The sequence below is a fragment of the Mycobacterium sp. VKM Ac-1816D genome, from assembly GCF_000416385.1.
Classification (GTDB): domain Bacteria; phylum Actinomycetota; class Actinomycetes; order Mycobacteriales; family Mycobacteriaceae; genus Mycobacterium; species Mycobacterium neoaurum_A.
Window position 1 is genome coordinate 1 of record NZ_AOHQ01000142.1, and the last position, 25,674, is coordinate 25,674.

23 protein-coding genes are annotated in these 25,674 nt (G+C 66.8%); 13 read left to right on the top strand and 10 right to left on the bottom strand.

What is annotated here, in order from left to right; genetic code table 11:
• Positions 1-189 precede the first annotated feature (189 nt).
• A complete protein-coding gene (locus tag G154_RS21000) occupies positions 190-1,572 on the top strand; it encodes an aspartate aminotransferase family protein (protein ID WP_019514325.1) in 1,383 nt (460 codons plus the stop codon).
• A 70-nt stretch (positions 1,573-1,642) separates the two neighbouring features.
• Here G154_RS21000 and G154_RS21005 read toward each other — a convergent pair whose 3' ends face one another.
• Entirely contained in the window at positions 1,643-2,113 is a 471-nt protein-coding gene (locus tag G154_RS21005) for a thioesterase family protein (protein WP_019514324.1), read from the bottom strand.
• Between the two features lie 36 nt (positions 2,114-2,149).
• On the opposite strand from G154_RS21005, the gene G154_RS21010 reads away from it, so the two are divergent.
• From G154_RS21010 to G154_RS27425, 3 genes are all read left to right on the top strand, one after another.
• Positions 2,150-2,635 carry a peroxynitrite isomerase gene (locus tag G154_RS21010; protein WP_019514323.1) on the top strand — a complete coding sequence of 162 codons (486 nt, stop codon included), beginning with the start codon at positions 2,150-2,152 and terminating at the stop codon, positions 2,633-2,635.
• Positions 2,632-3,873: a lipase LipE gene (gene lipE / locus G154_RS21015; protein ID WP_019514322.1), complete on the top strand. Its 1,242-nt coding sequence runs from the start codon at positions 2,632-2,634 to the stop codon at positions 3,871-3,873. Before G154_RS21010 ends, lipE begins: the two co-directional genes overlap by 4 nt.
• A 102-nt stretch (positions 3,874-3,975) precedes the next feature.
• Positions 3,976-4,380: a CsbD family protein gene (locus tag G154_RS27425; protein WP_019514321.1), complete on the top strand. Its 405-nt coding sequence runs from the start codon at positions 3,976-3,978 to the stop codon at positions 4,378-4,380.
• Positions 4,381-4,398: 18 nt separating this feature from the next.
• Here the strand turns inward: G154_RS27425 and G154_RS21025 are convergent, their stop codons facing one another.
• From G154_RS21025 to G154_RS21035, 3 genes are read right to left on the bottom strand one after another with little or no spacing between them, the layout of a single operon-like run.
• The gene (locus G154_RS21025; RefSeq protein WP_019514320.1) at positions 4,399-5,142 is read right to left on the bottom strand and encodes an ABC transporter ATP-binding protein; all 744 of its coding nucleotides are present in this window, start codon (positions 5,140-5,142) and stop codon (positions 4,399-4,401) included.
• A 32-nt stretch (positions 5,143-5,174) separates the two neighbouring features.
• The gene (locus G154_RS21030; protein WP_019514319.1) at positions 5,175-5,531 is read right to left on the bottom strand and encodes an ABC transporter permease; all 357 of its coding nucleotides are present in this window, start codon (positions 5,529-5,531) and stop codon (positions 5,175-5,177) included.
• The gene (locus G154_RS21035; RefSeq protein ID WP_019514318.1) at positions 5,528-6,253 is read right to left on the bottom strand and encodes an ABC transporter substrate-binding protein; all 726 of its coding nucleotides are present in this window, start codon (positions 6,251-6,253) and stop codon (positions 5,528-5,530) included. The genes G154_RS21030 and G154_RS21035 overlap by 4 nt, the downstream gene beginning before the upstream one ends.
• 202 nt (positions 6,254-6,455) lie before the next feature.
• Between G154_RS21035 and G154_RS21040 the strand changes: the two genes are divergently transcribed.
• Positions 6,456-8,096: an FAD-binding dehydrogenase gene (locus G154_RS21040; protein ID WP_019514317.1), complete on the top strand. Its 1,641-nt coding sequence runs from the start codon at positions 6,456-6,458 to the stop codon at positions 8,094-8,096.
• Complete coding sequence (locus G154_RS21045; protein ID WP_019514316.1) at positions 8,093-9,742, top strand: alpha-keto acid decarboxylase family protein; 1,650 nt, start codon at positions 8,093-8,095, stop codon at positions 9,740-9,742. Before G154_RS21040 ends, G154_RS21045 begins: the two co-directional genes overlap by 4 nt.
• An 11-nt stretch (positions 9,743-9,753) precedes the next feature.
• On the opposite strand, the gene G154_RS21050 is transcribed toward G154_RS21045, so the two are convergent.
• Complete coding sequence (locus tag G154_RS21050) at positions 9,754-10,173, bottom strand: SRPBCC family protein (RefSeq protein ID WP_031601225.1); 420 nt, start codon at positions 10,171-10,173, stop codon at positions 9,754-9,756.
• A gap of 72 nt (positions 10,174-10,245) precedes the next feature.
• Here G154_RS21050 and G154_RS21055 point away from each other — a divergent pair, with 72 nt between their 5' ends.
• From G154_RS21055 to G154_RS21065, 3 genes are all read left to right on the top strand, one after another.
• Positions 10,246-11,436 (top strand): acyl-CoA dehydrogenase family protein, encoded by a 1,191-nt coding sequence (locus G154_RS21055; protein ID WP_019514314.1) that lies wholly within the window; start codon positions 10,246-10,248, stop codon positions 11,434-11,436.
• Positions 11,429-12,640 (top strand): acyl-CoA dehydrogenase family protein, encoded by a 1,212-nt coding sequence (locus G154_RS21060; protein WP_023985025.1) that lies wholly within the window; start codon positions 11,429-11,431, stop codon positions 12,638-12,640. The genes G154_RS21055 and G154_RS21060 overlap by 8 nt, the downstream gene beginning before the upstream one ends.
• A 93-nt stretch (positions 12,641-12,733) precedes the next feature.
• Entirely contained in the window at positions 12,734-14,221 is a 1,488-nt protein-coding gene (locus G154_RS21065) for a multicopper oxidase family protein (protein WP_023985026.1), read from the top strand.
• Here G154_RS21065 and G154_RS21070 read toward each other — a convergent pair.
• From G154_RS21070 to G154_RS21080, 3 genes are read right to left on the bottom strand one after another with little or no spacing between them, the layout of a single operon-like run.
• Positions 14,206-14,841 carry a response regulator transcription factor gene (locus G154_RS21070; protein ID WP_019514311.1) on the bottom strand — a complete coding sequence of 212 codons (636 nt, stop codon included), beginning with the start codon at positions 14,839-14,841 and terminating at the stop codon, positions 14,206-14,208. The genes G154_RS21065 and G154_RS21070 overlap by 16 nt on opposite strands.
• Positions 14,823-15,902: a sensor histidine kinase gene (locus tag G154_RS21075; protein ID WP_019514310.1), complete on the bottom strand. Its 1,080-nt coding sequence runs from the start codon at positions 15,900-15,902 to the stop codon at positions 14,823-14,825. Before G154_RS21075 ends, G154_RS21070 begins: the two co-directional genes overlap by 19 nt.
• 44 nt (positions 15,903-15,946) lie before the next feature.
• On the bottom strand, positions 15,947-17,053 hold the full coding sequence (locus G154_RS21080) for an FAD-dependent oxidoreductase (protein ID WP_031601226.1): 1,107 nt from the start codon (positions 17,051-17,053) through the stop codon (positions 15,947-15,949).
• 106 nt (positions 17,054-17,159) lie between these two features.
• On the opposite strand from G154_RS21080, the gene G154_RS21085 reads away from it, so the two are divergent.
• The 3 genes from G154_RS21085 to G154_RS21095 all read left to right on the top strand — a co-directional run bounded on the left by G154_RS21085 (position 17,160) and on the right by G154_RS21095 (position 20,696).
• A complete protein-coding gene (locus G154_RS21085) occupies positions 17,160-18,065 on the top strand; it encodes a fumarylacetoacetate hydrolase family protein (protein ID WP_019514308.1) in 906 nt (301 codons plus the stop codon).
• A 414-nt stretch (positions 18,066-18,479) separates the two neighbouring features.
• The gene (locus G154_RS21090) at positions 18,480-18,965 is read left to right on the top strand and encodes a MarR family winged helix-turn-helix transcriptional regulator (RefSeq protein ID WP_019514307.1); all 486 of its coding nucleotides are present in this window, start codon (positions 18,480-18,482) and stop codon (positions 18,963-18,965) included.
• A gap of 375 nt (positions 18,966-19,340) precedes the next feature.
• On the top strand, positions 19,341-20,696 hold the full coding sequence (locus tag G154_RS21095; RefSeq protein ID WP_019514306.1) for a hypothetical protein: 1,356 nt from the start codon (positions 19,341-19,343) through the stop codon (positions 20,694-20,696).
• Between the two features lie 208 nt (positions 20,697-20,904).
• Here the strand turns inward: G154_RS21095 and G154_RS26855 are convergent, their stop codons facing one another.
• Positions 20,905-21,228: a hypothetical protein gene (locus tag G154_RS26855; RefSeq protein ID WP_131701323.1), complete on the bottom strand. Its 324-nt coding sequence runs from the start codon at positions 21,226-21,228 to the stop codon at positions 20,905-20,907.
• On the opposite strand from G154_RS26855, the gene G154_RS26860 reads away from it, so the two are divergent.
• Positions 21,221-21,661 (top strand): hypothetical protein, encoded by a 441-nt coding sequence (locus G154_RS26860; RefSeq protein ID WP_131701324.1) that lies wholly within the window; start codon positions 21,221-21,223, stop codon positions 21,659-21,661. The two genes, G154_RS26855 and G154_RS26860, sit on opposite strands and share 8 nt — an antisense overlap.
• A gap of 82 nt (positions 21,662-21,743) precedes the next feature.
• Here the strand turns inward: G154_RS26860 and hrpA are convergent, their stop codons facing one another.
• Positions 21,744-25,670, bottom strand: a complete 3,927-nt coding sequence (gene hrpA / locus G154_RS21105) for an ATP-dependent RNA helicase HrpA (protein ID WP_019514304.1) — start codon at positions 25,668-25,670, stop codon at positions 21,744-21,746.
• Positions 25,671-25,674: the final 4 nt, after the last annotated feature.

A 25,674-nucleotide genomic window follows, 5' to 3' on the forward strand; every position in this document is an offset into this window, starting at 1 on the left:
AGCCATCACCACCCGCTGGCTCGACCCCTCCCACGGCGGCATCAACCTCGGCTTCCCCGAGAACGCCTGATCCCTCCCCGGCGAGCGTGCGTGTCTGCACCCCGACACGCCCCTCGTGGATGGGAGTCCACGCACGCTCGCCGGGGAATCCGTTACCCGCTGCCGCCGCACTGAGTGAAAGATGGACCTATGACGACCACCCCTGACATCGCGACGCTGCCGAACGGTCTGACCGTCGACGACGCCCGCGCCGAAGCCGCCCGCACCTATGAACTCGACCGCGCCCACGTGTTCCATTCCTGGTCCGCGCAGGCGCAGATCAAGCCGATGACGATCGTCGCGTCGGACGGCTCCTATGTTTGGGATGGCGAGGGCAACAAGCTGCTCGACTTCTCCGGTCAGCTGGTCTTCACCAATATCGGGCATCAGCACCCGAAGGTCGTCGCGGCGATCCAGGCACAGGCCGCCAAACTGTGCACCATCGCGCCCCAGCACGCCAACGACGCCCGCTCGGAGGCAGCCCGGCTGATCGCCGAGCGCACGCCCGGTGATCTGAACAAGATCTTCTTCACCAACGGCGGCGCCGACGCCGTCGAGCACGCCGTGCGGATGGCCCGGCTGCACACCGGCCGCTACAAGGTGCTCTCGCGCTACCGCTCGTACCACGGCGGGACCGACACGGCCATCAATCTGACCGGCGACCCACGTCGTTACCCCAACGATTACGCCAGCGCCGGCGTCGTGCACTTCAACGGACCGTTCCTGTACCGCTCGTCGTTCCACGCCGAGAACGAGCAGCAGGAATCCGAGCGTGCGCTGGACTACCTGGAGCGCCTCATCCAGCACGAGGGGGCGACGTCGTTCGCCGCGATCATCCTCGAGTCGGTGCCGGGCACCGCGGGCATCATGGTGCCGCCGCCCGGCTACATGGCCGGTGTGCGGGAGATCTGTGACAAGTACGGCATCGTCATGATCGCCGACGAGGTGATGGCCGGATTCGGCCGTACCGGCGAGTGGTTCGCCATCCAGAACTTCGACGTGACACCGGATCTGATCACCTTCGCCAAGGGTGTCACCTCCGGGTATGTCCCGCTGGGTGGCGTCGCGATCAGCGAGAAGATCGCCGCGACATTCGCCGACCGCGCCTACCCCGGTGGGCTGACCTACTCCGGCCATCCGCTGGCCTGCGCGGCCGCGGTCGCGACCATCAACACGATGGAGGACGAGGCAATGGTGGCCAATGCCAAGCGCATCGGCGCCGACGTGCTCGGTCCCGGCCTGCGCGACCTGGCGGCCAGACACCGCTGTGTCGGCGAGGTGCGCGGCCTCGGCGTGTTCTGGGCCGTCGAGCTAGTGGCCGATCAGCAGACACGGGAACCGTTGGCGCCCTACGGCGGATCGAGCCCGGCCATGAACGCGGTCATCGCGGCGTGCAAGTCCGGCGGACTGCTGCCGTTCGCGAACTTCAACCGCATCCACGCCGTTCCGGCCTGCAACATCAGCGATGACGAGGTCCGCGAGGGCCTGGCCATCCTGGATGCCGCGCTCAGCGAGGCCGACGCCGCGCTCTAGGGACTCACACACACATCGATGGTCGTGCACCCACCCGGGTGCACGACCATCGACGTTTCAGAGCGGTGTTTCAGGCCAGCAGGTATCCGCCGAGCCGTTCGCGCGCCTCGTCGGGGATCGGGGTGGGCCCGTCGTCATCGAGCATCACCAGCACGGTGTCGCACAGGCTGACGCAGGTCTGGCCGACGAACAGGGCGGTGGACGCCACATAGGATGTGCGGCCGAGCTTGCCGATACCCAGCCCGGTCTCGATGGTCGCCGGCCAGTGCACCTCGGCAAGAAAATGCACGACGTTGCTGGCCGACACCAGCCGGACCGTGCGCGATGCCGGCTGGTAGATGTCGGGGAAGATGTGCTCGTTGAACTCCGCACGAGCGGTCTCGTGCAGTGACTCCAGGGCAAGGTTGTTCACGTGTCCGTTGGCGTCGACGTCACCGTATCGGGCGATGGCCAGCCCGGTCACCGGGTAGAGAGCCTTGTCCGAGCGGGTGGGGTGCGGGCGCTGGATGGGTGCGACGAGGGACTGATCATGCTGGCTCATATCGGCGCAAGTAGATCACGACGTAGGGTGACGAGCATGGTCGACCTGCATCCCGCGATGACGGTCCTGGAGCCTCTGCTGGGTATCTGGGCCGGGCCCGGCGCGGGCGAGTACCCCACGATTCCGTCTTTCGAGTATCAGGAGTCGATCACCTTCGGTCACGTCGGGAAACCGTTCCTGTCCTATAACCAGCACACGCGTTCACGCGCCGACGGACGACCGCTGCACGCCGAGACGGGTTACATCCGGATACCCGAGCCCGGCCGGGTCGAATGGGTGTTGGCGCACCCCACCGGCATCGTCGAGGTGATGGAGGGGCCATTGCAGATCGGCGACGACGGTGCGCTGACCATGACGATGACCTCCACCATCGGCCGGTCGTCCTCGGCCAAGGATGTCAGCGCCATGGCTCGCACCTTCACACTGCGCGGTGAGGAGCTGAGCTACACCGTCCAGATGGCCGCCGTCGGCCAACCACTGCAGCACCACCTGTCCGCGGTGCTGCGCAAGGACGCCCCGTGAGCGTTCACGAGGGTCGCATCCAGGTGACCGACGACCTCGACGCGATCACCGATCGGGGCATCGAGGATACCGATGAGGTTGATTCCGGTGCGGTGGAACGGATCTGGGATGCCGCCACGCACTGGTACCGGGCCGGTATGCACCCGGCCATCCAGGTCTGCCTGCGCCGCAACTCCAAGGTCATCCTCAATCGCGCCATCGGACACGCGTGGGGGAACGGGCCGCACGATCCCGCCGATGCCGAGCGCGTCCCGGTGCGCACCGATACGCCGTACTGCGTGTACTCCGCCGCAAAGGCGATCACCACCACCGTGACCCACATGCTGGTCGAGCGCGGCGCCTTCTCCCTCGAGGATCGCGTGTGTGACTACCTGCCCGACTACACCAGTCATGGCAAGGACCGCACCACCATTCGGCATGCGCTGACCCACAGCGCCGGCATCCCGTTCGCCACCGGGCCTCGTCCCGATCTGAAGCGGATGGACGACAGCGAATACGCGCGTGAGATGCTCGGCCGGATGAAGCCGGTGTACCGGCCCGGTCTGGTCCACATCTACCACGGTGTGACGTGGGGTCCGCTGATGCGTGAGATCATCTCGGCGGCCACCGGACGCAGCATCCGCGATATCCTCGCCGAGGAGATCCTCGATCCACTCGGTTTCCGTTGGACGAATTATGGTGTTGCGCCCCAGGACGTTCCGTTGGTTGCGCCGAGCCATGTGACGGGCAAGCCGTTGCCCGCGCCGATTGCCAAGGCATTCAAGACGGCCGTCGGAGGTACCCCCCAACAGATCATCCCGTTCTCCAACACGCCCGAGTTCCTCACCGGTGTCATCCCGTCGTCGAACACCGTCTCGAACGCATTCGAGTTGTCACGGTTCGCCGAGATCCTGGTCCGCGGTGGGGAACTCGATGGGCACCGGGTACTGGCGGCAGACACGTTGCGCCGGGCGACGGCCGAAGCCCGGCGGCTGCGCCCGGATCTCGCGACGGGTTTGCAGCCGATGCGCTGGGGCACCGGCTACATGCTGGGGTCCAAGCGGTTCGGCCCGTTCGGTAAGGATGCCGGTGGGGCCTTCGGGCATACGGGGCTGACCGATATCGCGGTGTGGGCCGATCCGCAGCGCGCGTTGTCGGTGGCGGTGATCAGCAGCGGCAAGCCGAGCGGCCACCCGGAAGCCAAACGTTATCCGGCGCTGCTGGACCGGATCAACGCCGAGATCCCGCGGATCGCCTGAACCTCTCGGCTGCTGTGAGCAGCCTCACCCCCCGGGATGCATGCGCTTTCGCCGCTTCGTCACGACCAACAGTCAGCAACGAAGCGAGAAAGGACACCGATCATGGCAGATATCACGAACAAGGCAGAGGAACTCGCCGGCCGCGCCAAGGAGGCCGCCGGCGATCTGGTCGGCAATGACGACCTGAAGGCCGACGGCGCCGCGGACAAGGCGACCGCACAGGTCAACCAGGGGCTGGACGCGGTCGCGGACAAGGCCGAGGACGCGGCGCAGGCCGTCACCGAGAAGGCCCAGGATGCCAAGCAGGCCGTCGCGGAGAAGACCGACGAGGTGAAGCAGGTCGTCGCCGAGAAGGCCGACTCCCGTGTCGCGATCGCGGTCGTCGCCGGCTTGGCCGTCGTTGCCCTCCTGGTGGTCCGCCGCAATCGTGGGAAGTCACGTCGGCAGAAGCACCCGGTGGCCAAGAAGGTCGTGGCGGCGGGTGTGACCAGGGCCCTGACGCACTGAGTTCGCCCGTACGACTGCTCAGACCGATGCCATTGCCTCGAGAGCCTCGAAGCGGGCAAGCACCTCGGCCTGCAGCACCGCGACCGCCGGGTCGGACGCTTTGCGGGGTCTGGGCAGATCGACGTCGATGACCTCGTGGATGCGTCCACCCGGCGCGAGCACCACGATCCGATCGGACAACTGCACCGCCTCGGTGACGTCATGGGTGACGAACATGACGGTGCGCCGGGACTCCAGCCAGATCCGTTCCAGATGCTCACGCAGCGTCCGCGAGGTCATCGCATCGAGGTGGCTGAACGGCTCGTCCATCAGCAACACATCGGGTTCGACTGCGAACGCGCGGGCGATACCGATCCGCTGCTGTTGGCCACCCGATAGCTGCGCGGGAAACCTGTTGCCGCAGTGACTCAGTCCCACCAGGTCCAGATAGTGTTCGGCCCGTTCCTGCCAGCCTGCACGCTCGTGCTGCACGAAGCCCAGATTCGCCATCACGGTGCGCCACGGCAGCAGTCGGGGATCCTGGAACACATAGCCGACGCGGGCGTCGTCGGAGCCCGAGCGCAGGCGCACGCTGCCCGAGGTGAGCGTCTCGATCCCCGAGACGATATTGAGCAGTGTGGTCTTTCCGCTGCCCGACGGCCCGACGACGGACACGAATGTCTCACCCGAGATGGTGAGATCCACCCCGTCGATGACGCGGGTGATGTCGCCGCGGCGGTCGGTGTACTCCTTGACCAGGTTCTGGATATCGATGGAGGCCATGGCTTTTCCTTAAGTTCGGTACGGTCGGGTGGTCAGGCGGTGCGCCAGCGGGTGGCGTAGCGCTCGATGGGTCCGAGGATCAGCAGATCGGCGATGACGAGCAGCAGGATGAAGACCAGCACCCAGGCCAGGAAGCCGTCGAGTTGGTTGGCGTCATACCAGTAACGGGACCGCCAACCTACACCGGAGGTGGCGCCGAACCACTCGGCAAGCAGCAGGCCGTTCCAGGCGCTCATGATGGCGAATCTGACTGCGGCCACCGTGGATCCGGCGACAGCGGGGACGACGATCTGCCGCAGCACCGTCGTCCGGGAGACCCCGAAAGCCCGCGCCATCAGCACCAGGTCGGCCGGTACCGCTCGGGTCGCCTTGGCGATGTTGACGATCACGAACGGCAACCCGGACAGGAAAGTTCGGCGAAGAGGTCGGCCGAGGACTTGCCGTCATAGAGTGCCCGCACCGATCCGTCGCGCAGTTCTCGAGCAGACAGGTCGGGGTAGCAGATACAGGCATCGATCTCACCGCGTGCCAACAGATTCGACAGGTTCTGGATATCGGCGACCACGATGTCGACATCGCTGGGGCGCTCACCCGCGGCGACGAGATTCATACCGTGCATCTGCTGCACGAGCGCACTCCATACCAACGTGCCCGACACGGTGGTGAAGACACCGAGTCGTCGACCCCGCAGATCCTCCAGCGACCGGGCGGGATCATCGGCACGGACCAGGATGCGGCTGCGTTCGGCGTTGTAGCGACCGATGATGACGGTCTCGCGCTGGGTCTGCTCTTCAAGGGCTGGGACCTCGAAGGAGGCCGAGGAGATGATGTCGGCGTGCCCACCGGCGAACAGCCCGAATTCGTCCCAGGTGGCGCTGGTTTCGATGGAGTAGCCGGTGTCGCGTTCCCATTCGTCGATGACCCCGGTGTCATGCATGTAGTCCCAGATCGGGTCGGGGGCAAAGGTGAACCGGATGACACCGTCCTGGGCCGAGCGGGATGAGGCCGGACCGCCGAGGCCTGCGGAGCATGCCGTGGCAGCGGCGATGGTGAGCGCGGATGCGAAGGCAACGGCGATCTTGGCGAGTCGGTTTCCTGTGATGGTCGTCACGAGAACACGATGCGGGTGACGTGGCCCGACCGACAATGTCGGCGGACACACTCTTGGCCCCACGCCTATGTCGGTGCAGACACCCGGTCCGGCGGCAACGGCGGGGCGTGCGGGACAGGCGTGCGTCGGATTCCACCCGCACCGGGGCATCGCGGTCGGTACTGTCCCGGGAACAGACAACAGACCGGAGACCCGTATCCCCATGACGCCGCCGTCCGCCGATGTGATCGTGGTCGGTCACGGACTGGCAGGTCTGGTGGCTACCCACGAGCTCGTCGAGGCGGGCAGACGCGTTCTGCTGCTGGACCAGGAGGGGCCCGTCGATTTCGGCGGTCAGGCCTACTGGTCGTTCGGGGGCTTGTTCATGGTCGACACCCCCGAACAGCGGATGTGTGGGATCCGGGATTCACGCGATCTCGCGTGGCAGGACTGGCTGGGTTCGGCGCAGTTCTCCGACGGCGACGATGATCATTGGCCGCGGCAGTGGGCCGCGCACTATGTCGACTTCGCCGCCGGCGAGAAGCGCCGCTGGCTGCGCGGACTGGGTTGGCGCGCCTTCCCGCTCCCGGGCTGGCCCGAACGGGGCGGGCACGGCGCACTCGGGTCCGGAAACAGCGTGCCACGCTTCCACATCACCTGGGGTACCGGCCCGGGTTTGGTCGATGTCTTCGCCCGCCGGGTGCTCGACGCCCAGGCGCGCGGTCTGGTCACCCGTCTGTTCCGCCACCGTGTGACCGGTCTGGACGCCACCGGCGGTCGCATCACCGGTGTCCACGGAACACTGCTCGAGCCGTCCCCGCATCGGCGTGGCGCGCGTTCGAGCGAGACCGCGGTGGGCGAATTCAGCGCCACCGCAAGCGCTGTGCTGTTGGCGACCGGCGGCGTCGGTGGCAGCCCGACGATGGTGCGGCGCCTGTTCACCGAGAGCTTCGGCACCTTTCCCGACGACATGCTCTGCGGCAACCCCGCCTACGTCGACGGATCGTTGATCGCCGTCGCCAAACGGGCGGGGGCGAAGATCGCCAACGAGAACCGGCTCTGGTTCTATCCCGATGGCGTCACCAACATCGATCCGGTCTGGCCCAATCACGGAATCCATATCACCGCGGGCCCGTCGGCGCTGTGGCTCGACGGCGGCGGCATCCGACTACCTCCGCCGCTGTACCCGAACTTCGACACCGTTGGAGCCGTCCGGTACGTGATGGCCTCCGGCCACACCCACTCGTGGCTGGTGATGAACGCCGAGATCTTCGCCAAGGAGTTCGCGATGTCCGGTCAGGAGCTGAATCCGGCGATCACCGGAAAGCACCCGTTGGCGGTGATACACGGTCTGCTGCGTCCTCGATTGGGCGGTTTCGCCGAGAAATTCCTGGACCGTGGAGCGGATTTCGTGCAGGCGGCCACCATCGGTGAGCTGGCCGCCCGGATGGCCGTCGACCCTGCTGTCCTGGAACGCGAGATCACCGCCCGCGACTCCCAGGTGGGTAACCGCTACAGCAAGGATCCCCAGTTCGCGGCGATCTACAACGCCCGCCGCTACTGGCCCGACCGTTTCCGCGTCGCCAAGCCGGGGCGCATCCTGGATCCGAAGGCCGGCCCCTTGATCGCGGTCAAGCTGCACATCACGACGCGGAAGACATTGGGCGGAGTACAGACCGATCTTCAGGGCCGAGTGCTGACCGAGACCGGGACCGTACTGGAGGGCCTCTACGCCGCGGGGGAGGTTTCCGGGTTCGGTGGAGGCGGGATCCACGGCCACCGTTCCCTGGAGGGCACATTCGTCGGCGGCTGCCTGTTCACCGGCCGCGCCGCGGGCCGCAGCATCGCAAGGAGTGTCGGATGAACATCGGGGAGTTCCTGCTTCGTCGGCTGGCCGAGGTCGGCACCACACACGCCTTCGGTGTGCCGGGTGACTACAACATGTCGTTCCTGGAGCAGCTGGAGGCGCATCCGACGATGCGCTGGATGGGTAACTGCAACGAGCTCAACGCCGCCTACGCCGCCGACGGTTACGCGCGCTCGGGAAAGCCGGGCGTGCTGATCACCACCTACGGCGTGGGCTGCCTCAGTGCGCTCAACGGGGTGGCCGGCGCGTACTGCGAACACATCCCACTGATCCACATCTCCGGCGCGCCACCCGCGCACGCGGTACGTGATCGTAAGTCGTTGCACCACAGCCTGCTCGACGGCGGTTATCGCAACGTCCACCGAGCGTTCGCCGAGTTCACCGAGTACTCGGCGACGATCTCGACCGATAACGCCGTCGAGGTCATCGACCACGCCCTGCGGGCGGCGTTCCGGTCACGGCGGCCCGTCCGCCTCGAGTTGCCCTCGGATCTGCCCCACGTCGACATCGCCACGCCCGAGGACATACTGACCGTCGGTGACGCCGAACCGGCGCACCGGGACGTTCTCGCGGCGGCCGGGCGGCTGTCCGAGATGTTGTCCGGGGCGCGCCGGCCGGTGGTGGTGTTCGATGCGGCCGCCGTGCGCTGGGGCGCCCTGCCCGCGATCGAGCGATTCTGCGCCCAGCGGGACATTCCGTACTTCTGCACCTTGCCCGCCGTGCACTACGCCGACCCCATGTCCGAGCAGTACCAGGGCATGCTGCCCGGCTCCGCGGGTCAGGCCATCTTCGATGACAGTGATCTGGTGATCACCTGTGGCTTCACCAGATCCGATGTCACCACCGCGTGTTTCACGCTGGACTTCTCGGGCAGGTCGGTCGTGCGGCTGGAGCCCACGTACACCCAATTGTCGGACAGCACCGTGTATTACGGCACGACCATCGACGCGGTACTGGGATCGGTCGATACCGCCGCCCGCCCGCGGTGGTGGCACACCACGCCGCGGGGCCAGGCCGACGAGCCCGACGGTGGCGAACTCACCGAGGCATTCTTCTTCGGGCAACTGCAACGGTTCCTGCGCGGCGGCGATGTGCTGGTCGCCGAAACCGGCACCTCGGCTCAGAACACCGTCGGGATGTCGCTGCCCGAAGGGGTCAGCTATATCAACCAATCGAGCTGGGGCTCAATCGGGTACGCGCTTCCCGCCCTGTTCGGTTCCCTGGTCGCCCGCCCGGACCGACGGCATGTGCTGTGCACCGGCGACGGTTCGTTCCAGGTGACCGCGCAGGAACTGTCCTCGGTCATCCGGCACGGGTTCGCGCCGGTGATATTCCTGCTCAACAATCGCGGCTACACCATCGAACGATCGATCCTGGGGGCCACCTCGGCCTACAACGACGTCGCCGACTGGGTGTACCCCGATGTGCCACGGGCATTCGGCATCGACGACGACCGGCTGTTGGCCGCGGTCTGCACCACGCGTTCCGAACTACGGGACGCACTCGCCGCTGCGGCGGACGCCGATCGCCTGGTGTTCATCGAGGTGGCCTTACAGCCGCTGGACATGACCGCGGCCACGGCCGCGGTCGGAGAAGCCACCCGCGTCTTCGATTACGGCGTGAACGGCCCGCCGAACCGGTAGCGGCCTCGCGGTCAGGCGCGCGACGCGGCGCGCACCAGCAGGCGCAGCAGCACCTGCCCGACCACCGCGAGCGGCGCCTTGACGAGCGGGAACGAGGCGGTCGAGCCGATCGTGTAGTCGATCTGCGTCCCGGTCCCGGACGGGGTCAGCCGCACCTCGCCGGTGTAGCCGGGGAACGGCGTGCCCGACAGCGCCTTGTAGCCGAAGACATGGGGTGCCTCGAAGGTGGTGACCTCTTCGACGATGTCCGGTCCGGGTCCGGGTGTGCTGATCCGGCGCACGGCCCCGAGTCCGTTGGGCTCGGGAGCGCCGGGGCGTCCCAGGGTGACGCTGATTCCGGGCCCCCAGCCGGCCATGCCCAGGTGGTCGGTCAGGGTGTCCCACACCTTCTGGATATCGGTGTCGACGGTGGCGTGCGCGGTCACATGCATGAACGCCATCCTGCCCCACCGGTTGGTAGACCCGCATACGTGACGTCGATCACTCTTGCCTAGGGTGGCTGCATGAGTGCGACAGCAGATGCCGAACGGGTCGCCGAACGTGCCAGGCGAGTCGTCGAGGAGCACGACCCCAAGGTGGTGCCCGTCCCGGAGTTCCTGGCCGCCTGTTACGACGCCGGTCTGGCGTGGGTGCATTTCCCCGAGGGCCTGGGCGGTATGGGAGTGTCTCGGGGACTGCAGGCCGTTGCCGACGCCGTCCTGCAGGGTGCCGGCGGTCCGATGCCCCTGGGGTTGAACCCGATGGGCTACGGGATGGCCGCACCGACGGTGCGGGAACATGCGCAATCCGAGGAACTCAAGCGGTTCTGGCTGCGGCCGCTGGCCAGCACCGAGGACATCTGGTGCCAGCTGTTCTCCGAGCCCGGCGCCGGATCCGACCTGGCCGGCCTGGCCACCTCGGCGGTGCCCGATGGCGACGAGTGGGTGATCAACGGCCAGAAGGTGTGGACCAGCCTGGCGCACCGCGCGCGCTGGGGCCTGCTGTTGGCCCGCACTGATCCCGGGGTCGCCAAGCACAAGGGGCTCACCTACTTCGTCCTGGACATGCACGCCCCCGGCGTCGAGACCCGACCGCTGCGACAGCTCACCGGGCAGGCCGAGTTCAACGAGGTCTACATCACCGACGCCCGCATCCCGGATGCCCACCGGCTCGGGGCGATCGGCAACGGTTGGGGTGTCGCGATGACGACACTCATGAACGAGCGCAGTGCGCTGGGCGGTAGCGGATCGCGGCGCGGTGCGGGCACCATCTCCGAGGCCGTCGGGCTGTGGGCGGCGCGCCCGGACCTGCAGACCCCGGTGCTGCGCGAACGATTGACCCAACTGTGGTTGCGCTCGGAAGCACAGCGCCTCACCGCGCAGCGATCACGGGCGACCGCGAGCGTCGGCGGCCCCGGCCCGGAGGGGTCGATCGGCAAGCTCGTCGGCGCCGAGCTCAACCAGCACATCTACACGTGGTGCATGGATCTGCTTGGCGCCGAGGGCATCCTGTACCACAGTTACGCGCTCGAACGCGATGACGACGGTGACTGTCGCGGTCCGATCCAGCAGCGTTTCCTGCGTAGCAAGGCCAACACGATCGAAGGCGGGACATCGGAAGTGATGCGCAACATCCTGGCCGAACGAATCCTGGGGTTGCCCGGGGATCTGCGCGCTGACGCGGGCATGCCGTGGAAGGAGATTCCGCGTGGCTGAGGAGTTTACGGATCAGCCCGACAAAAAGGCTGAGGAGTTTACGGATCAGCCCGACAAAAAGGCTGAGGAGTTCGTGTTCACCGATGAACAGAATCAATTACGGTCCGCGGTAAGGAAATTCGCCGCGGACAACTTCGGCGAGGCCAGTGCCCGGGCACACATGGAGTGCGAGCCGCGGTTCGACCGCGCGGTCTGGCGGCGGCTGGGCGCCGAGCTCGGCGTGCTCGGCCTCACGGTGCCCGAATCCGACGGCGGATTCGGCGGCACGCTGGTCGACCAGGCCATCGCGGTCGAGGAATTGGGTGCGGCATTGGCCACCGGGCCATTGTTCGGGACGGTCTATCTGTCGATCCCGGCGCTGGTGGCGGCACCGGCAGGGGCCGCGCGTGACGAGCTGCTGGGCGCCTTGATCGAGGGGGCCCGCACCGCTGCGTTCGCGGTGCCCGACCGGGCGGGCGCCTTCGATCCGGCCGCCGTCACCGTCTCGGGGACCGACCGACTCACCGGCACCGTCGCACGTGTCGTGGACGGTGCCGCCGCCGACGAGCTGCTCGTCGCGGCGCGTGGCGGCGGCGGGGTGTCGTTGTATGCCGTCGACGCCGACGCCGAGGGTGTGTCACGCACTCCGTTGGTCACCCTCGACCTGACCCGTCCGCAGGCCGATATCGCATTGCAGGACGCCCCGGCGCGGCTGCTCGCCGGACCCGACGAGGCCGTCCGGGTGATCACCCACGCCCTACAGGTCGGCTCGGCCCTGCTGGCGGGCGAGCAGGTGGGCGCCGCGCAGCATCTGCTCGATCTGTCGGTGGCCTACGCGACGTCGCGGTTGCAGTTCGGTAGGCCCATCGGCTCGTTCCAGGCGGTCAAGCACCGGTTGGCGGAGGGCATGGTCGACCTGGAGCATGCCCGCTCGGCCGCCTATCACGCGGCGTGGGCCATCGGGGACGGCTCCGACGACCCGGCGTTGGCGGCCAGCATCGCCCAGGCCGTCGCCTCGGCGGCCTTCAGTCGTATCGCCGCGGACACCATTCAGGTCCATGGCGGCATCGGTTTCACCTGGGAACACCAGGCACACCTCTATCTCAAGCGGGCGACCACCGATGCCGCTCTGCTGGGAAGTGCGGAGGCGCATCGCAATCGGGTTGCCGAGCTGGTGCTCGACACCGCCGAGCCGAAGCCGCCGCGGGTCGCGACCGGGCGTTAGCAGACATTCACGACCGGCACAAGGTGCTGGCGGGCCGAATTTTCGGACCGTACGGCTGAGTACAGCGGATGCCGAATTCCGAAGACTCAGGGGGTGCTCTCACCAACCCGCCGACAATTGCTGTTCGGTCTCGCCGCGGCCCCGCTCGTCCTGAGCGTGGGGTGCTCACGCACCACCGCCGCCGCCGAGCGCTCGACCCGTCCGCTGCCGATACCGCCGCAGGCCGATTCCACCGTCGTCGACGGGACCCGCACCTTCGTGTTGCGGGCGATGTCCGGGCACACCGAGATACAGCCCGGCGTGCGGACGGCGACCTGGGGATTCAACGGGTCCATCCTCGGCCCGACACTGCGCGCGCGCCGTGGGGAACAGGTCGCGGTGCGCGTGCAGAACGAGTTGGCCGAGCCGACCACCGTGCATTGGCACGGCATGCACGTTCCCGCGCAGTGTGACGGCGGGCCGCATCAGACCGTGCCGGCCGGTGGTTCTTGGGAACCCCGTTGGGAGATAAAACAACCCGCGGCGACGCTCTGGTACCACCCGCACCCGCACGGTGCGACCGAGAAGCACATCTACCGAGGACTGGCCGGGCTGTTCCTGATCGATGACGACACCGTCGACGGACTGCCGCGCGACTACGGTATCGACGATATCCCGCTGATCGTCCAGGACCGCAGGTTCACCGCTGCGGGAGCGCTGGACGAGTCCGACCCCACCGATATCGGACTTCTCGGTGACACGCTCCTGACCAACGGCATCACCGGTGCCCATCTTTCGGTGACCACGCAGCGTGTGCGGTTGCGTCTGCTCAACGGGTCGGGCGGCCGGCTCTACAATTTCGGGTTCGGCGATGATCGCCGGTTCCACATCATCGCCGGTGACGGCGGATTGTTGGCGGCTCCCGTCGAGGCCTCTCGCGTCCAGCTCTCCCCAGGGGAACGCGCCGAGATCGTCGTCGGTTTCCGGCCCGGTGAATCCGCTGCGCTGCAGTCGTTCCCCATCGAGAACCGGGCCGGACTGGCCGATGACGAAGCGGCCCGCTTCGGCGTGGACGATGCTTTCACCGTCCTGGCGATCCACGCCGACGACACGCTCGGTCGCAGTCCGGTATTACCCGCGACGCTGGCCGCGTTACCGGCGCTGCCCGATGATGCGGCGGCGGTGCGGCGGCAGTTCGACCTGCAATGGTTCATGATCAACCACAATCGGATGGACATGAACCGCATCGATTTTCACGCGACGGTGGATACCGACGAGATCTGGACCGTGCGCAACGTCGACAACTGGCCGCACAACTTCCACGTCCACGACACCCAGTTCCGGATCATCGACATCGACGGTGCCGCGCCACCGGCACACCTCGCCGGCTTCAAGGACACCGTGTACATCGCTCCGGCGCAACGGATGCGGATCGCCGTTCGCTTCACCGACTACACCGATCCCACGTGGCCGTACATGTACCACTGCCACCTGGCCTGGCACGAGGACCAGGGGATGATGGGACAATTCCTCGTCCTCGGCCCCGGGCAGCAGCCGGCGGGTCCGCCGGCAACCCCGATGGCGGGTCACACCATGCGCTGATACCCGTACACCGCGAGCTGTACCCGATTCTGGGCGCCCAGCTTGGTCATCAGGTTCGCGACATGGGTCTTGACCGTCGTCACCCCCAGATGCAGGCGTGCCGCGATCTCCTGATTGGACAAACCCTCGATCACCAGCGGCAGCACATCCTCTTCTCGTTCGGTCAGCGGGACCGGTTCCACCGCCGCGGTGCCGCGCGCGTCGACAGCGCGAAGTACCAAGCGCTGCAACACATGCGCCGACAACACCAGTTCCCCGGCGGCCACCCGTCGCACCGCGGCGAGCAGTTCACTCGGTTCGGTGTCCTTGACCAGAAACCCCGACGCGCCGGCGGCCAGCGCCGGGTACAGGTGCTCGTCATCATCGAACGTCGTCAACACCAGGATCTTCGAATCGGCCCGTGCCGAGCGGATCTGCTCGGTCGCGGTGATGCCGTCCACCCCTGGCATGCGGAGATCCATCAGCACGACGTCCGGCATCAGTTCAGCGGTGGCACGGACGGCCTGCGCCCCATCGGAAGCTTCCGCGACCACCTCGATGTCCTCGGTCGAATCGCAGAGCATCCGCAGACCCGCTCGCACCAGGCGCTGATCGTCGGCGATCACGACACGGGTAACCATGCCCGCACCTCCCATCCCCGCTCACCGCGACCGGAGCGGAATTCACCGCCCATGAGGGCCAACCGCTCCGACATCCCGACGATCCCCAGCCCACCCGCCGATTCGTCGCCACCGGCGTTGTCCACTCGGATGTCGATGCCACCATCGCGTCGTGTCACGCTCAGCGTCACCGGGCCCACGGGCTCGGCATGTTTCATCACATTGGTCAGCGATTCTTGGATCACTCGCAGCACCGTGAGCCTGGCCATCGCATCCAGACCCGTGCCGTCCCTGTCGATATCGGCGGTCACCGCGAAACCTGCGGCGCGGGTGCGTTCGATCGCGGCGTCGATCTCACTCCACAATGCTTCGGGTTCCACCATGGCGACCTCGTGCAGGTCCGGATCGCGCAGTGCGCTCTGCCATCTGCGGATATCGGCCAGTGCGTCCGCGGCCGTGCGGTGCACGTCGCCGAGTACCTCGGCGACCCGCGGGTCGGCACCATCGATCACGTGTTCGGCGACTCCGGTGCGCAGAACGATCGATGCCATGTGATGCGCGACGAGGTCATGCAGTTCGCGCGCCATCGCGGTGCGCTCCTGGGCGCGGACCTGCGACTGGGCGGCCGACCTTATCTGACGTTGGCTTCGCAGATACAGGCCGAGCAGCAGGGGGAGCCCCAAAGCCGCTGCCACCGTGGTCAGATCGGCCGCACCCCAGCGCTGGGCGTGGTCATCGAGCTCCACACCGAGCAGCAGCGCGGCCAGCCAGGCTGCACTTGCCACCGCCACGACCCTGTTGCTGTCCACCCGGGCGGTCAGATCGGCCAGCGCGATCGCGCCGAGATAGGGCACCACCCCCGACAGGCCCCAGGCCTGATCGGCGAACATCGGCACCGCAAGTACCGACAGGATCAGCGATACCGGCAACGGCCGGCGCTCACCGCAGAGGAAGACCACCGCCGATGCGCAGGCCAGTAGCCAAAAGGGCAACGAGACGCGGAACTGCCCGGGAAAGGTGCTCACCGCCAGCAGCACCGGCGTCAACACCAGTGGCACGCTCCGGAGCAGCAGGCGGTGCACGCGATCAGGCTATCGTCTCGGTCCAGGATTCCGGACCGAGCCGCTCAGCGGTCGCGGACGCCGCCGTAGATGCCCCGCTTGACGATCCACGGCTGGAGTACCCGCTCGATGGACCAGGCCGGGAATCGGAACGCGCGCCCGGTCGGGGTGAACACCTCCAGACCGTCGGGTTGCGCGCCGAGCACCGAGCCCCACCGCCGCGCCGCCGGGCGGAACCGTCGCGGGGCACCGCGGCGGTCGAGCTGGACCCGGACATTGTGGGCGACCAGCCCGTCGGCACGATTGCGCGCCGAGGACCGCAGTGGATCGCTGGCCGCGACATCACCGATGGCGAAGATCTCTGGGCGCCCGGGGACCTGGAGCTGATCGGTGACCTCGACGAAGCCGGCCTCGTCGAGCAGCTCGCCGGGTAGCCATTTGGTGTTCGGCCGCACCCGACCGATCGCCCACAGCACGGCATCGGCATGCGCCCCCGCCTGGCCGGTACTGAATTGGACCGCCCCGCTGGTGATCTCGTCGCACTGGAAGCCCTCGGGCACCACGGCGCGATGCCGGGGATGCAGCGCGACGCCCGCGTCGAGCAGTCGGCGCTGTACCCGGCGCCATACCCGCTCGTGATGCTGGGGCAGCGCGCGGTCGCCGGGAAAGTAGAGCGCGACGAGCGCCCGTGGGAGCGCCGCGGCCAGGTTGGCCGCCGCGCTGACCGCGGCCGCGCCCCCACCGAGCACCGCGATGGTCGACGCCGCGGCGAGTCGCACATGTGCGGCGTGCAGCTCGGCGTCGATCTGATCGTTGGACTGCCGGTGTGGGTGCCGCCAGAAGCCATTGCGCACCCCGGTCGCGATGACCAGCGCGTCATAGGGCTCGATGGTGGTCGCCGCACCGGTATCGACCGACACGGTGCGCGCCCCCAGGTCGACCCCGGTCAGGGTGCCGTGCACCGTGCGTACCGGGTCGAGCGCTCGGTAGCGGTGGAAATCGATCCAATAGTGCCGAGCCCAGTCGTCGGGGCGGGCCAGGCGGATACCCAGCTCCTGGCCACTGACCACGCCGGGCTTGGACGAGATACCGACGACGTCGAAATGCTGTGCCAGCTTCATCGCAGTCAGCACTCCCGCGTCGCCCAGACCGGCGACCACCACACGCTGCATGCCGTCATCTTCGCCGCCGACGCTTCGGTTGTCGGCGGAAAGCCACGGAAAGATCGCGAAAAATCGTCGTCCCGGGGGGTAGGTGCCCATCCGTAGGATCGCGGAGGTGAAGCTGCGTCGCACCCGCACCCAGTCCGGCCTTCAGATCGAATTCCTTGCTCCCGGGGGTGACTGGCGGCCGGCGTCGAGCAGCACCGCGCTGGGCGGGCGGGTGTTCGACGCCGATTGGGAGGCCGAGCAGGCCGACCGGCACCTTCGGAACAGCCCACATCTGCTGCCGTTCCAACCGCTGTCCTTCCGCGACTTCATGCTGTACGAACAGCACAACATCGATGCCGCCCGGGGTCTGATCCGCCGCTTCCATCCCGGTCTACACCGTGCCGCGGCGGCATACGAGAAGGTCACCGGTCACCCCGCTCCGCAGCTTCGGCCCAAGCCGCTGTTCTACCGCCAGCCGATCTACTACATGGGTAATGCTCAGACCTTTGTCCCGACCGGCACACCGGTCGCCACACCGAGTTACTCCGACGCGCTCGACTTCGAATTGGAGCTCGGGTTCGTACTGTCGGCCCCCTTGCTCGACGCCACGCCCGCCGAAGCCGAGCGGGCGATCGGCGCCTTTGTCGTCGTCAACGACTTCAGCGCGCGCGATGTCCAGCGCGCCGAGATGGACAGCGGATTCGGCCCCCAGAAGTCCAAGCACTTCCTGAGCTCGATGTCGGATACCGCCGTCACCGCCGATGAGGTACTGCCGCGCATCGACGCACTCACCGGATCGGTCGCCGTCAACGGTGCGACCGTCAGCATCGTCCGAAGCGGCAATATGGCGCACGGGATCGGCGAAGTTCTGGCCCACGCCTCGCGTTCGGAACAGCTGCACGCCGGCGAACTGTTCGCCACCGGGACCCTGACCGGTGGCTCCGGAATGGAAACCGGCCACTGGTTGCGTCCCGGCGACACGCTGACGCTCACTCTCGACGGTGTGGGCCGGATCGAGCACCTCATCACCTAGAACGCCCGGGGCGGCAATGGTGCGCTCGGGGTGAGAGAAAGCCTTTCTCCAATTAGTTTTCTGCTCTTCGTTATATACCGCGGTTAGACAATCGGTGTGGACCGAGCGTTCCGCACCACGGCACAGCCGGCGGGCTTGCCGATGTGTTCGAACAGCAACATGCGTCAATCGAGCTGAACGCCAGCTGATCCCATCTGATGACATCGAGATACGTTGTTGGCAAGGATATATCGACGGTAGCTGGAGCAAAGCGGAAGCAAAGCGCCGATATTCACCCCTCGAGGCACCGGTACATCGGTATAGTCAAAATCCGTCACGATCGAAAACAAGGGCTCGGTCCACGGGATGTCTGCTGTGCGACCGGCGTCCGCAAGAATGGAGCCAAGACCACACCGGGGGAGGTCTTTTCGTCCGATGGCAACGGAACTGACGCGGATCTCCGCGGACCTGAGGACGACCATGGAATCGCTCCTCGGGACCATCGACGACTTGGCACGCGAACTGGTTCGGGTGCTCGGGGTGAACCAGACGGATCGACGGGCCCTCGAACTCATCATCTTGGCCGGCGAGAAGTCGATGACCCCGGGAATACTGGCCGACAGGCTCGGCCTCACCGCCGCGGGCACCACGATCGTGCTCAACCGACTGGAGAAGATGGGCTATGTCAGCCGGTCGCTGCATCCCACCGATCGGCGGCGCGTCATCGTGCTGGCCACTGACCTGGCAGCGCGCCGGATCTCCGAACTCCTCCACCCGCTACTCGACCGTGGCGGAAAGCTGCTGGCCAGCGATTACGACGCGCGGGAGATCGCCTTCGTCGTCGAGTTCCTCAATCGCACCATCGCACTCCAGCAAGAGCATCTCGACCATCTGCGCGAGTTGGACCCCTACCCACACTGACACGTCCGCATGGACGCACCGCGCTGACGCACGACCCGCGGTATCCCCTCCCCCGTGCGACGCACCCTCGGGGTGGCCATGGTCGAGCACCGCACGGCGCCCTCTTTTCGGCGTGACCAAAATACAAAGCACGGGGCGGAATTTCGTGCAAATACTTTCATTACTTAATTAAGCGCATTTAGTTGTTTATCGGTAAGTACCGAACATTTATAAGGGATTTGCTGTGAGGCCACAGAACCCATCTCAGCCTGCTAGTTTTCTCCCCTTTGATTTTGCCCCATGCGCTTGATGTTCGGGAAATCACCATTCCATACTTGCTGCCGATTTTCTCAGGTAACTTCCAGCTACCTAGCCCGACAATTACCAGGAGAATGCATGAGCGCGACCGTACAACCACGTCTGAAAATCGGCATCGCGGTAGCTGGTGCCGGCGCGATAGCGCTCGCCCCGGTCATTCAGCCGATGCCCGATATCGCGGAGCCACTGGCGCGTTCGGTGTCGACAGCGACGGTTGCGCTCAGCGCGACGACCAACCCGATCGAACAATGGCTGCAGATCATCAACACCGCGATCGCCAACGGCGGTGCGCTCGCCCAGACCTACCTGGCCAATCCCGCACCCATCCTGCGCCAGCTGATTCTGAACGGAATCGGTTATGGCGAGCAGACGTTCACCGCTCTGCAATCGACCGTGACCGCGTTGATCGACAACCTGCGCTTCGACAACCCCAGCGGCCTGCCGATGAATCTGAAGAACGCCTGGGATCAGATCATGGCCGGTGACATCACCAATGGTCTGCCCGCACTCTACTCAGCGGTGGCGGGATACGCACTCTTCAGCGCCTTCCCGCTGATCAATCTGCTGGAAATTCCCTCCACGATGGCACAGAACTTCGCGAATGCCGTCGAGGCCGGGGTACAGGGCGCTCTTGGGCTGGTCTTCGGCGCTCTCGCCATTCCTCCGGCCATCGTCGAGGCCACCGCAGTCCAGTTCCAATCCGTCTTGAACGCCGTACAAACCGGAGACTGGCTGGGTGCGATCAACGACACATTCGGTATCCCCGGCGCGATGGTCGGCGCCTTCTTCAACGGATTCGGCTTCAACGCGGGGTTACTGAGCCCCGACGGACTGATCGACATGGCCATCAAAGCCATGAACTCGATAGCCGAGGCGCTCGGGGCGGTACCGCCGGCGGCGGCAATGGCCGCACCGCTGGTAGCCAAGGCGGCAGACCTGGGACCGTCGGCGTTGCCTGCGGACGAGTCGAGCGTGACCACGGTGGTCCTGCGCACCGAGGGCACGGCGAGCGCTGAAAACACCGACGGCTCCGCCGCCGTCGAACCCGGCGCCGAGCAACCTGCAATCGACGGCACCACTCCCGCCGAGCCACTGGCAGCAGAACCGGAGGTCACCGAACCCGACCTCACCGCGCCGGAGATCACCGAACCCGACCTCACCGAGTCCCTCTCGGCAGAGCCCACCGACACCGAGGCCGAGTCCGAGTCCGAGCGCGAATCCGGATACCAGGATCTACGGTCTCCGTCGGCTGAGAGCACTGATAGCGACCTCGGCACCGGAAATGCCCGCAGCAGCAGGCCGACCGAGTCCACCGACTCCGCTCAGTCGACCAACCGCGAGGATCGCTCGGAAAGCAGCAACTCGGGCAGCAACAGCGGCCCTGAGGCCGGCGGTGGCACGTCGGCAAGTGAGTCCTCCGGCGCCGCGGCATAACGACCGCGTCGCCACGACGCGTGGGCCCCGCTCCTGAACGAGCGGGGCCCACTTTTGTGCGGTCCCGCAGGCACGGGAGTTTCAGCTCATCGAAATAGACCCGCGCAGAGAAAGGACGACAATGACCCTCGGCTGGAATTCTTCCGACCGAGGGTCATCGCACAACTATTCACGTCATGCAAAGCCGCAGAATTGTGCGGTCAAGCGATCAGGTGACGTTGGTGGTCGTGAGCGTCGGCGACGGATTCGGGTAGCACGACGTCGCAACGTTGATACCGGGTGACACCCGGGTGGTCATGGTCATGCCGGGGCTGGAGTAGCTGGTGCCGGCGTACTTGCTGGTGATCGTTCCGGGAGCATTGGCCGTGACGTTGATCGTGACCGCGGGCGGTGTGAAGCTGCTGCCACCGCTGATCGGGCCGGGGACGGTGAGCACCACATCGGACCCCACCAGGGCCGCCGAACCGGACACGGTTCCACCGGATGTGCTGGTGGAGACGAATGTCGAGTTCGCCGGGACCGGAATGATCATCTTCAGATTGCTGATATTCGTCACCGTGAAGCCGGAGGCGGACGACGGCACGCTCGACGAACCCGGCGTGAGGGTGATGGCGACCGGAGAACCCGCGGTCACCGAACCCGGCGCGACGCCGTCGACCGACGTGGTCATGCTGGAGGTCTGGGAAACGCCGAGGACCGTGCCCTGGCAACTCCAATTGACGGTGGTGGCCGCGTTCGCGACTCCGGCGAAACACATGGCGGCAGCGAGCGCCATCGGGGTTACCGCACCGACGCGAAGCATCGTGGACGTATTCGATCGCATTACTTACTCCCAAAAGGTGAGGGTTACGGCGTGGCCGGAAAGCAACGCCGCGGTGGAACGCAGAAAAGATAACCCGTCGAATTTGAAATTCCGTGCACATATTCGACACGTTTTGATAGCAATATCGGTTAATTCAATTTAACTATTCGACGCAAGAATTAACACAAATGCGAATAGCGTTATGCGCAACAATTAAAATATTCGGCGCGATACCCGGTAGCCCGCTACCGGATCGCCGCGATGGCCTTGTAGATCCGCTGTTCACTGACCGGCCGCGGGGTACCCAGCTGTTGAGCCCACAGACTCACCCGCAATTCCTCGATCTGCCAACCGATATCGACGACATCCTGCCCGGCGGCGCGAGCCGGGGAGAGGCTGCGCAGCAGGTCGTCGTAGGCGTCCTCGACGGCGTGTACCCGGTCCATCCGCTCCCGGTCGGCCACCAGTCCGTGCGGCAGCCGTTCCATCCGCCTGCCGATCGCCAGCAGATAGCGGGTCAGGTCGGCCAGTTTGGTCACGCCGGTCAGCGTCACGAAACCCTTGGGGAGCAGGCGACCCAGTTGTGCGCGGACATCGGCGACGGCGTCGACCTGGGCAGCGGCGGGCCTATCGGGGATGGCCACCTGCGCCTCGTGAGCGGCGGCCAACACCTTGTCCACCCGCCGGGCGACTTCCATCGTCGTGGCGGCCAACGACCTCCCGACCTGCGCCGTCAATGCCTCGAAATCTGCTCGTGTCCAGACCACCTCGCGGGCAAGCACATCCACCGCGGCATCGGCACAATCGTCGAGCAACGCGGCCAGCGAGCCGTCGGGGCTGGTATTCAGCGTCAACCGGGCGCGCATGTCCAGTCCGCGCTCGACCGCCTTGACCGGCGAGGGCACCGACAGCCGCACCAGCCGGCGCAGACCCGGACGCATCACGGCGGCCTGCTCGGCCGCCAGCGCAAAGACCTTCACATCCACGGCGGCCCCGGTATCGACGAAGGCCGGGAACCCGCGCACGGTGTGCCCGCCGCTGACCTGCTCCACGCTGCGCGGCAACTCGTCCAGATCCGCGGGCCAACCGGTCAGCCCGGTGCGCTCCCACGAGCCCGCCACCGCGCGGGCGACCGCCCGCTGCACCGGTGCCGCCAATCGATCCTGCAGCGCGGCAAGGTCTTTGCCGCGCGCCACCTCGGCACCCTCGGCGGTCTCCACGGCGAAGGTGACCCGCAGATGCGCGGGCACCTTGGCGACGTCGAAGGCCTCGACCGGCACCACCACCCCGCTGCGCCTGCGCAGTTCCCTGGCGATCTCGGCCAACAGAGACCCGTTCTCGGGGTGCAGGTCGTCCAGGATGGCGCGGGCGGTGTCCGGTGCCGGAACGAAGTTACGGCGCAGATCCTTGGGCAGCGACTTGATCAGCGCGGTCACCAGCTCCTCGCGCAATGCGGGCACCTGCCAGGCGAACCCGTCACCACCGATGCGGGTCAGCACCTCGACCGGGATATGCACCGTCACACCGTCGTCCGCCGCACCCGGCTCGAAGCGATAGGTCAGCGGAAGTGCCAGATCCTCGGTGCGCCAGGTGTCGGGATGCTCGTCGGACTGCTCGGTGCGCAGCAATTCATCTCGGGTGAAGGTCAGCAGATCCGGTGTCTTGTGCCGCTGCTTTTTCCACCAGGCGTCGAAGTGCCTGGCCGAGACCGCCTCCGGCGGTATCCGGGCGTCGTAGAGGGCGAACAGTTCGTCATCGCCGATCAGCAGGTCGCGACGCCGGGCCCGCTCCTCGACCTCCTCGAGTTCGGCGCGCAGGCGGGCGTTGTCCCGGAAGAAGTGGTGGCGGGTCTGCCAGTCACCTTCGACGAGGGCGTGGCGGATGAACAGGTCGCGCGAGACCTCCGGGTCGATCTGGCCGTATCCGACGGATCTGCGCGGCACCAGCGGCAACCCGTACAGGGTGACGCGTTCGAAGGCCATCACCGCGCCGCGGCGGGCGTCCCAGTGCGGTTCGCTGTAGGTGCGCGCCACCAGGTGCCCGGCAACCCTTTCGATCGCGTCGGGGTCGACGCGGGCCGCCGTCCGGCCGAACAGGCGGCTGGTCTCGACCAGGTCGGCGACCACGATCCAGCGCGGGGGCTTGCGGGTCAGTACCGAGCCCGGCGCCAACACGAACTTGGTGTTGCGCGCCCCCTGGTAGTCACGACCGTCACCCTCGCGTAATCCGATGTGGGACAACAACCCGGCGGTCAATGCGGCGTGGATACGACTCGGGTCCGCATCCTCGGACACCTCGCGGATGCCCAGATCCCCGGCGATGCTGCGCAGCTGTCCGGCCAGATCCTGCCATTCCCTGATGCGCAGGTAGTGCAGGAACTCGTCACGGCACATGCGGCGGAATGCACTGCCGGACCGCTCCTTTCGCTGTTCGCGCAGGTACCGCCACAGGTTCAGGTAGGACACGAAGTCCGAGTGTTCGTCGGCGAAGCGGGCATGCTTCTGCCGCGCCGCCTCTTCCCGGTCCGCGGGACGCTCACGCGGGTCGGGGATGGACAGCGCGGCGGCGATCACCAGCACCTCGCGCACGCAGTTCTCGTCGTCGGCGGCCAGGATCATCCGGCCGATGCGCGGGTCCAGCGGCAACCTCGCCAACCGGCGGCCGATTTCGGTGAGCGCGCCCGAGGAGTCGAAGGCGCCGAGCTCCTGCAGCAACTGCACACCGTCGCGGATGCTGCGCGCGTCCGGCGGATCGAGAAACGGAAAGTCCTGCACGTCACCGAGTTTCAGCGCAGCCATCTGCAGGATCACCGCGGCCAGGTTGGTGCGCAGGATCTCCGGATCGGTATAGCGCGGCCGTGCTGCGAAGTCGGCCTCCGAATACAGCCGGATGCAGACACCAGGCGCGGTACGGCCGGACCGGCCCGCCCGCTGATCCGCCGAGGCCTGCGATATCGGCTCGATGGGCAGCCGCTGCACCTTGGTGCGCCGGCTGTAGCGCGAGATACGTGCGGTACCCGGGTCGACCACGTAGCGGATACCCGGGACCGTCAACGAGGTCTCGGCGACGTTGGTGGCCAGCACGATCCGACGGCCCGAGCGACCGGGGGTGAACACCTTCTGCTGCTCGGCGGTCGGCAACCGGGCGTACAGCGGCAACACCTCGGTGTTGGGCAGATCCTTCAGAGAATCGGCAGTATCGCGGATCTCGCGTTCCCCGGACAGGAACACCAGCACATCGCCGGGCGGTTCGGCCTCCAGCTCGCGGACTGCGTCCACGATCGCCTCGGTGGGGTCCCGCACCACGTCGGCGGTGCCGACCATGGATTCGGTACGCACGATCTCGTGGTCGGGATCGTCGGGATCCGCCGGGTCGTCGGCGTCGTCGGAAGCACGCACGGGCACCTCCAGCGGCCGATATCTGATCTCCACCGGATACGTCCGCCCCGACACCTCGACGATGGGGGCGGCCACCCCGTCGATCGCGAAGTGCTCGGCGAAGCGTCCCGGCGCGATGGTGGCCGAGGTGACGATGACCTTCAGATCGGGACGGCGCGGTAACAGCTCGCGCAGATAGCCGAGCAGGAAATCGATGTTCAGGCTGCGCTCGTGGGCCTCGTCGAGGATCAGGGTGTCATAACGCAGCAGCCGGCGGTCGCGCTGGATCTCGGCGAGCAGGATGCCGTCGGTCATCAACTTGATCAGCGTGGAGTCGCTGGCCTGATCGGTGAATCGCACCGTGTAGCCCACCGTTGACCCGAGCGGGGTGCCCAGTTCGTCGGCGATGCGTTGGGCCACTGTGCGCGCGGCCAGCCGGCGGGGCTGGGTGTGCCCGATGGTGCCGCGGATGCCACGGCCGAGCTCCAGGCAGATCTTCGGCAACTGGGTCGTCTTGCCCGACCCGGTGGCCCCGGCCACCACCACCACCTGGTTCTCGCTGATCGCCTTCGCCAGTTCGTCGCGGCTGTCGGAGACGGGCAGATCCGGGTAGCTGATCTGCGGTACCGCGGACGCCCGGGTGTGCACCAGTGCCTCGGCCGCGGCGAACTGGGCGAGCAACTGTTCCGGCGGGTCACCGCGCAGGCCCTTGAGTCGGCGGCCCAACCGGGACGCGTCGCGGTAGGTCAGACCGTCCAGACGGGCGTACAGCTCACGGACGGCGGGGTCGGACACTCAC

Coding starts and splice junctions, on each gene's coding strand:
- G154_RS21025 (WP_019514320.1), bottom strand. CDS start 5,142: ATGGCCTCCATCGATATCCAGAACCTGGTCAAGGAGTACACCGACCGC.
- G154_RS21045 (WP_019514316.1), top strand. CDS start 8,093: ATGAACATCGGGGAGTTCCTGCTTCGTCGGCTGGCCGAGGTCGGCACC.
- G154_RS21095 (WP_019514306.1), top strand. CDS start 19,341: ATGAGCGCGACCGTACAACCACGTCTGAAAATCGGCATCGCGGTAGCT.
- G154_RS21040 (WP_019514317.1), top strand. CDS start 6,456: ATGACGCCGCCGTCCGCCGATGTGATCGTGGTCGGTCACGGACTGGCA.
- G154_RS26860 (WP_131701324.1), top strand. CDS start 21,221: ATGATCATCTTCAGATTGCTGATATTCGTCACCGTGAAGCCGGAGGCG.
- G154_RS21055 (WP_019514314.1), top strand. CDS start 10,246: ATGAGTGCGACAGCAGATGCCGAACGGGTCGCCGAACGTGCCAGGCGA.
- G154_RS21070 (WP_019514311.1), bottom strand. CDS start 14,841: ATGGTTACCCGTGTCGTGATCGCCGACGATCAGCGCCTGGTGCGAGCG.
- G154_RS26855 (WP_131701323.1), bottom strand. CDS start 21,228: ATGATCATTCCGGTCCCGGCGAACTCGACATTCGTCTCCACCAGCACA.
- G154_RS21090 (WP_019514307.1), top strand. CDS start 18,480: ATGGCAACGGAACTGACGCGGATCTCCGCGGACCTGAGGACGACCATG.
- G154_RS21010 (WP_019514323.1), top strand. CDS start 2,150: ATGGTCGACCTGCATCCCGCGATGACGGTCCTGGAGCCTCTGCTGGGT.
- G154_RS21000 (WP_019514325.1), top strand. CDS start 190: ATGACGACCACCCCTGACATCGCGACGCTGCCGAACGGTCTGACCGTC.
- G154_RS21005 (WP_019514324.1), bottom strand. CDS start 2,113: ATGAGCCAGCATGATCAGTCCCTCGTCGCACCCATCCAGCGCCCGCAC.
- G154_RS21080 (WP_031601226.1), bottom strand. CDS start 17,053: ATGCAGCGTGTGGTGGTCGCCGGTCTGGGCGACGCGGGAGTGCTGACT.
- G154_RS21050 (WP_031601225.1), bottom strand. CDS start 10,173: ATGCATGTGACCGCGCACGCCACCGTCGACACCGATATCCAGAAGGTG.
- G154_RS27425 (WP_019514321.1), top strand. CDS start 3,976: ATGGCAGATATCACGAACAAGGCAGAGGAACTCGCCGGCCGCGCCAAG.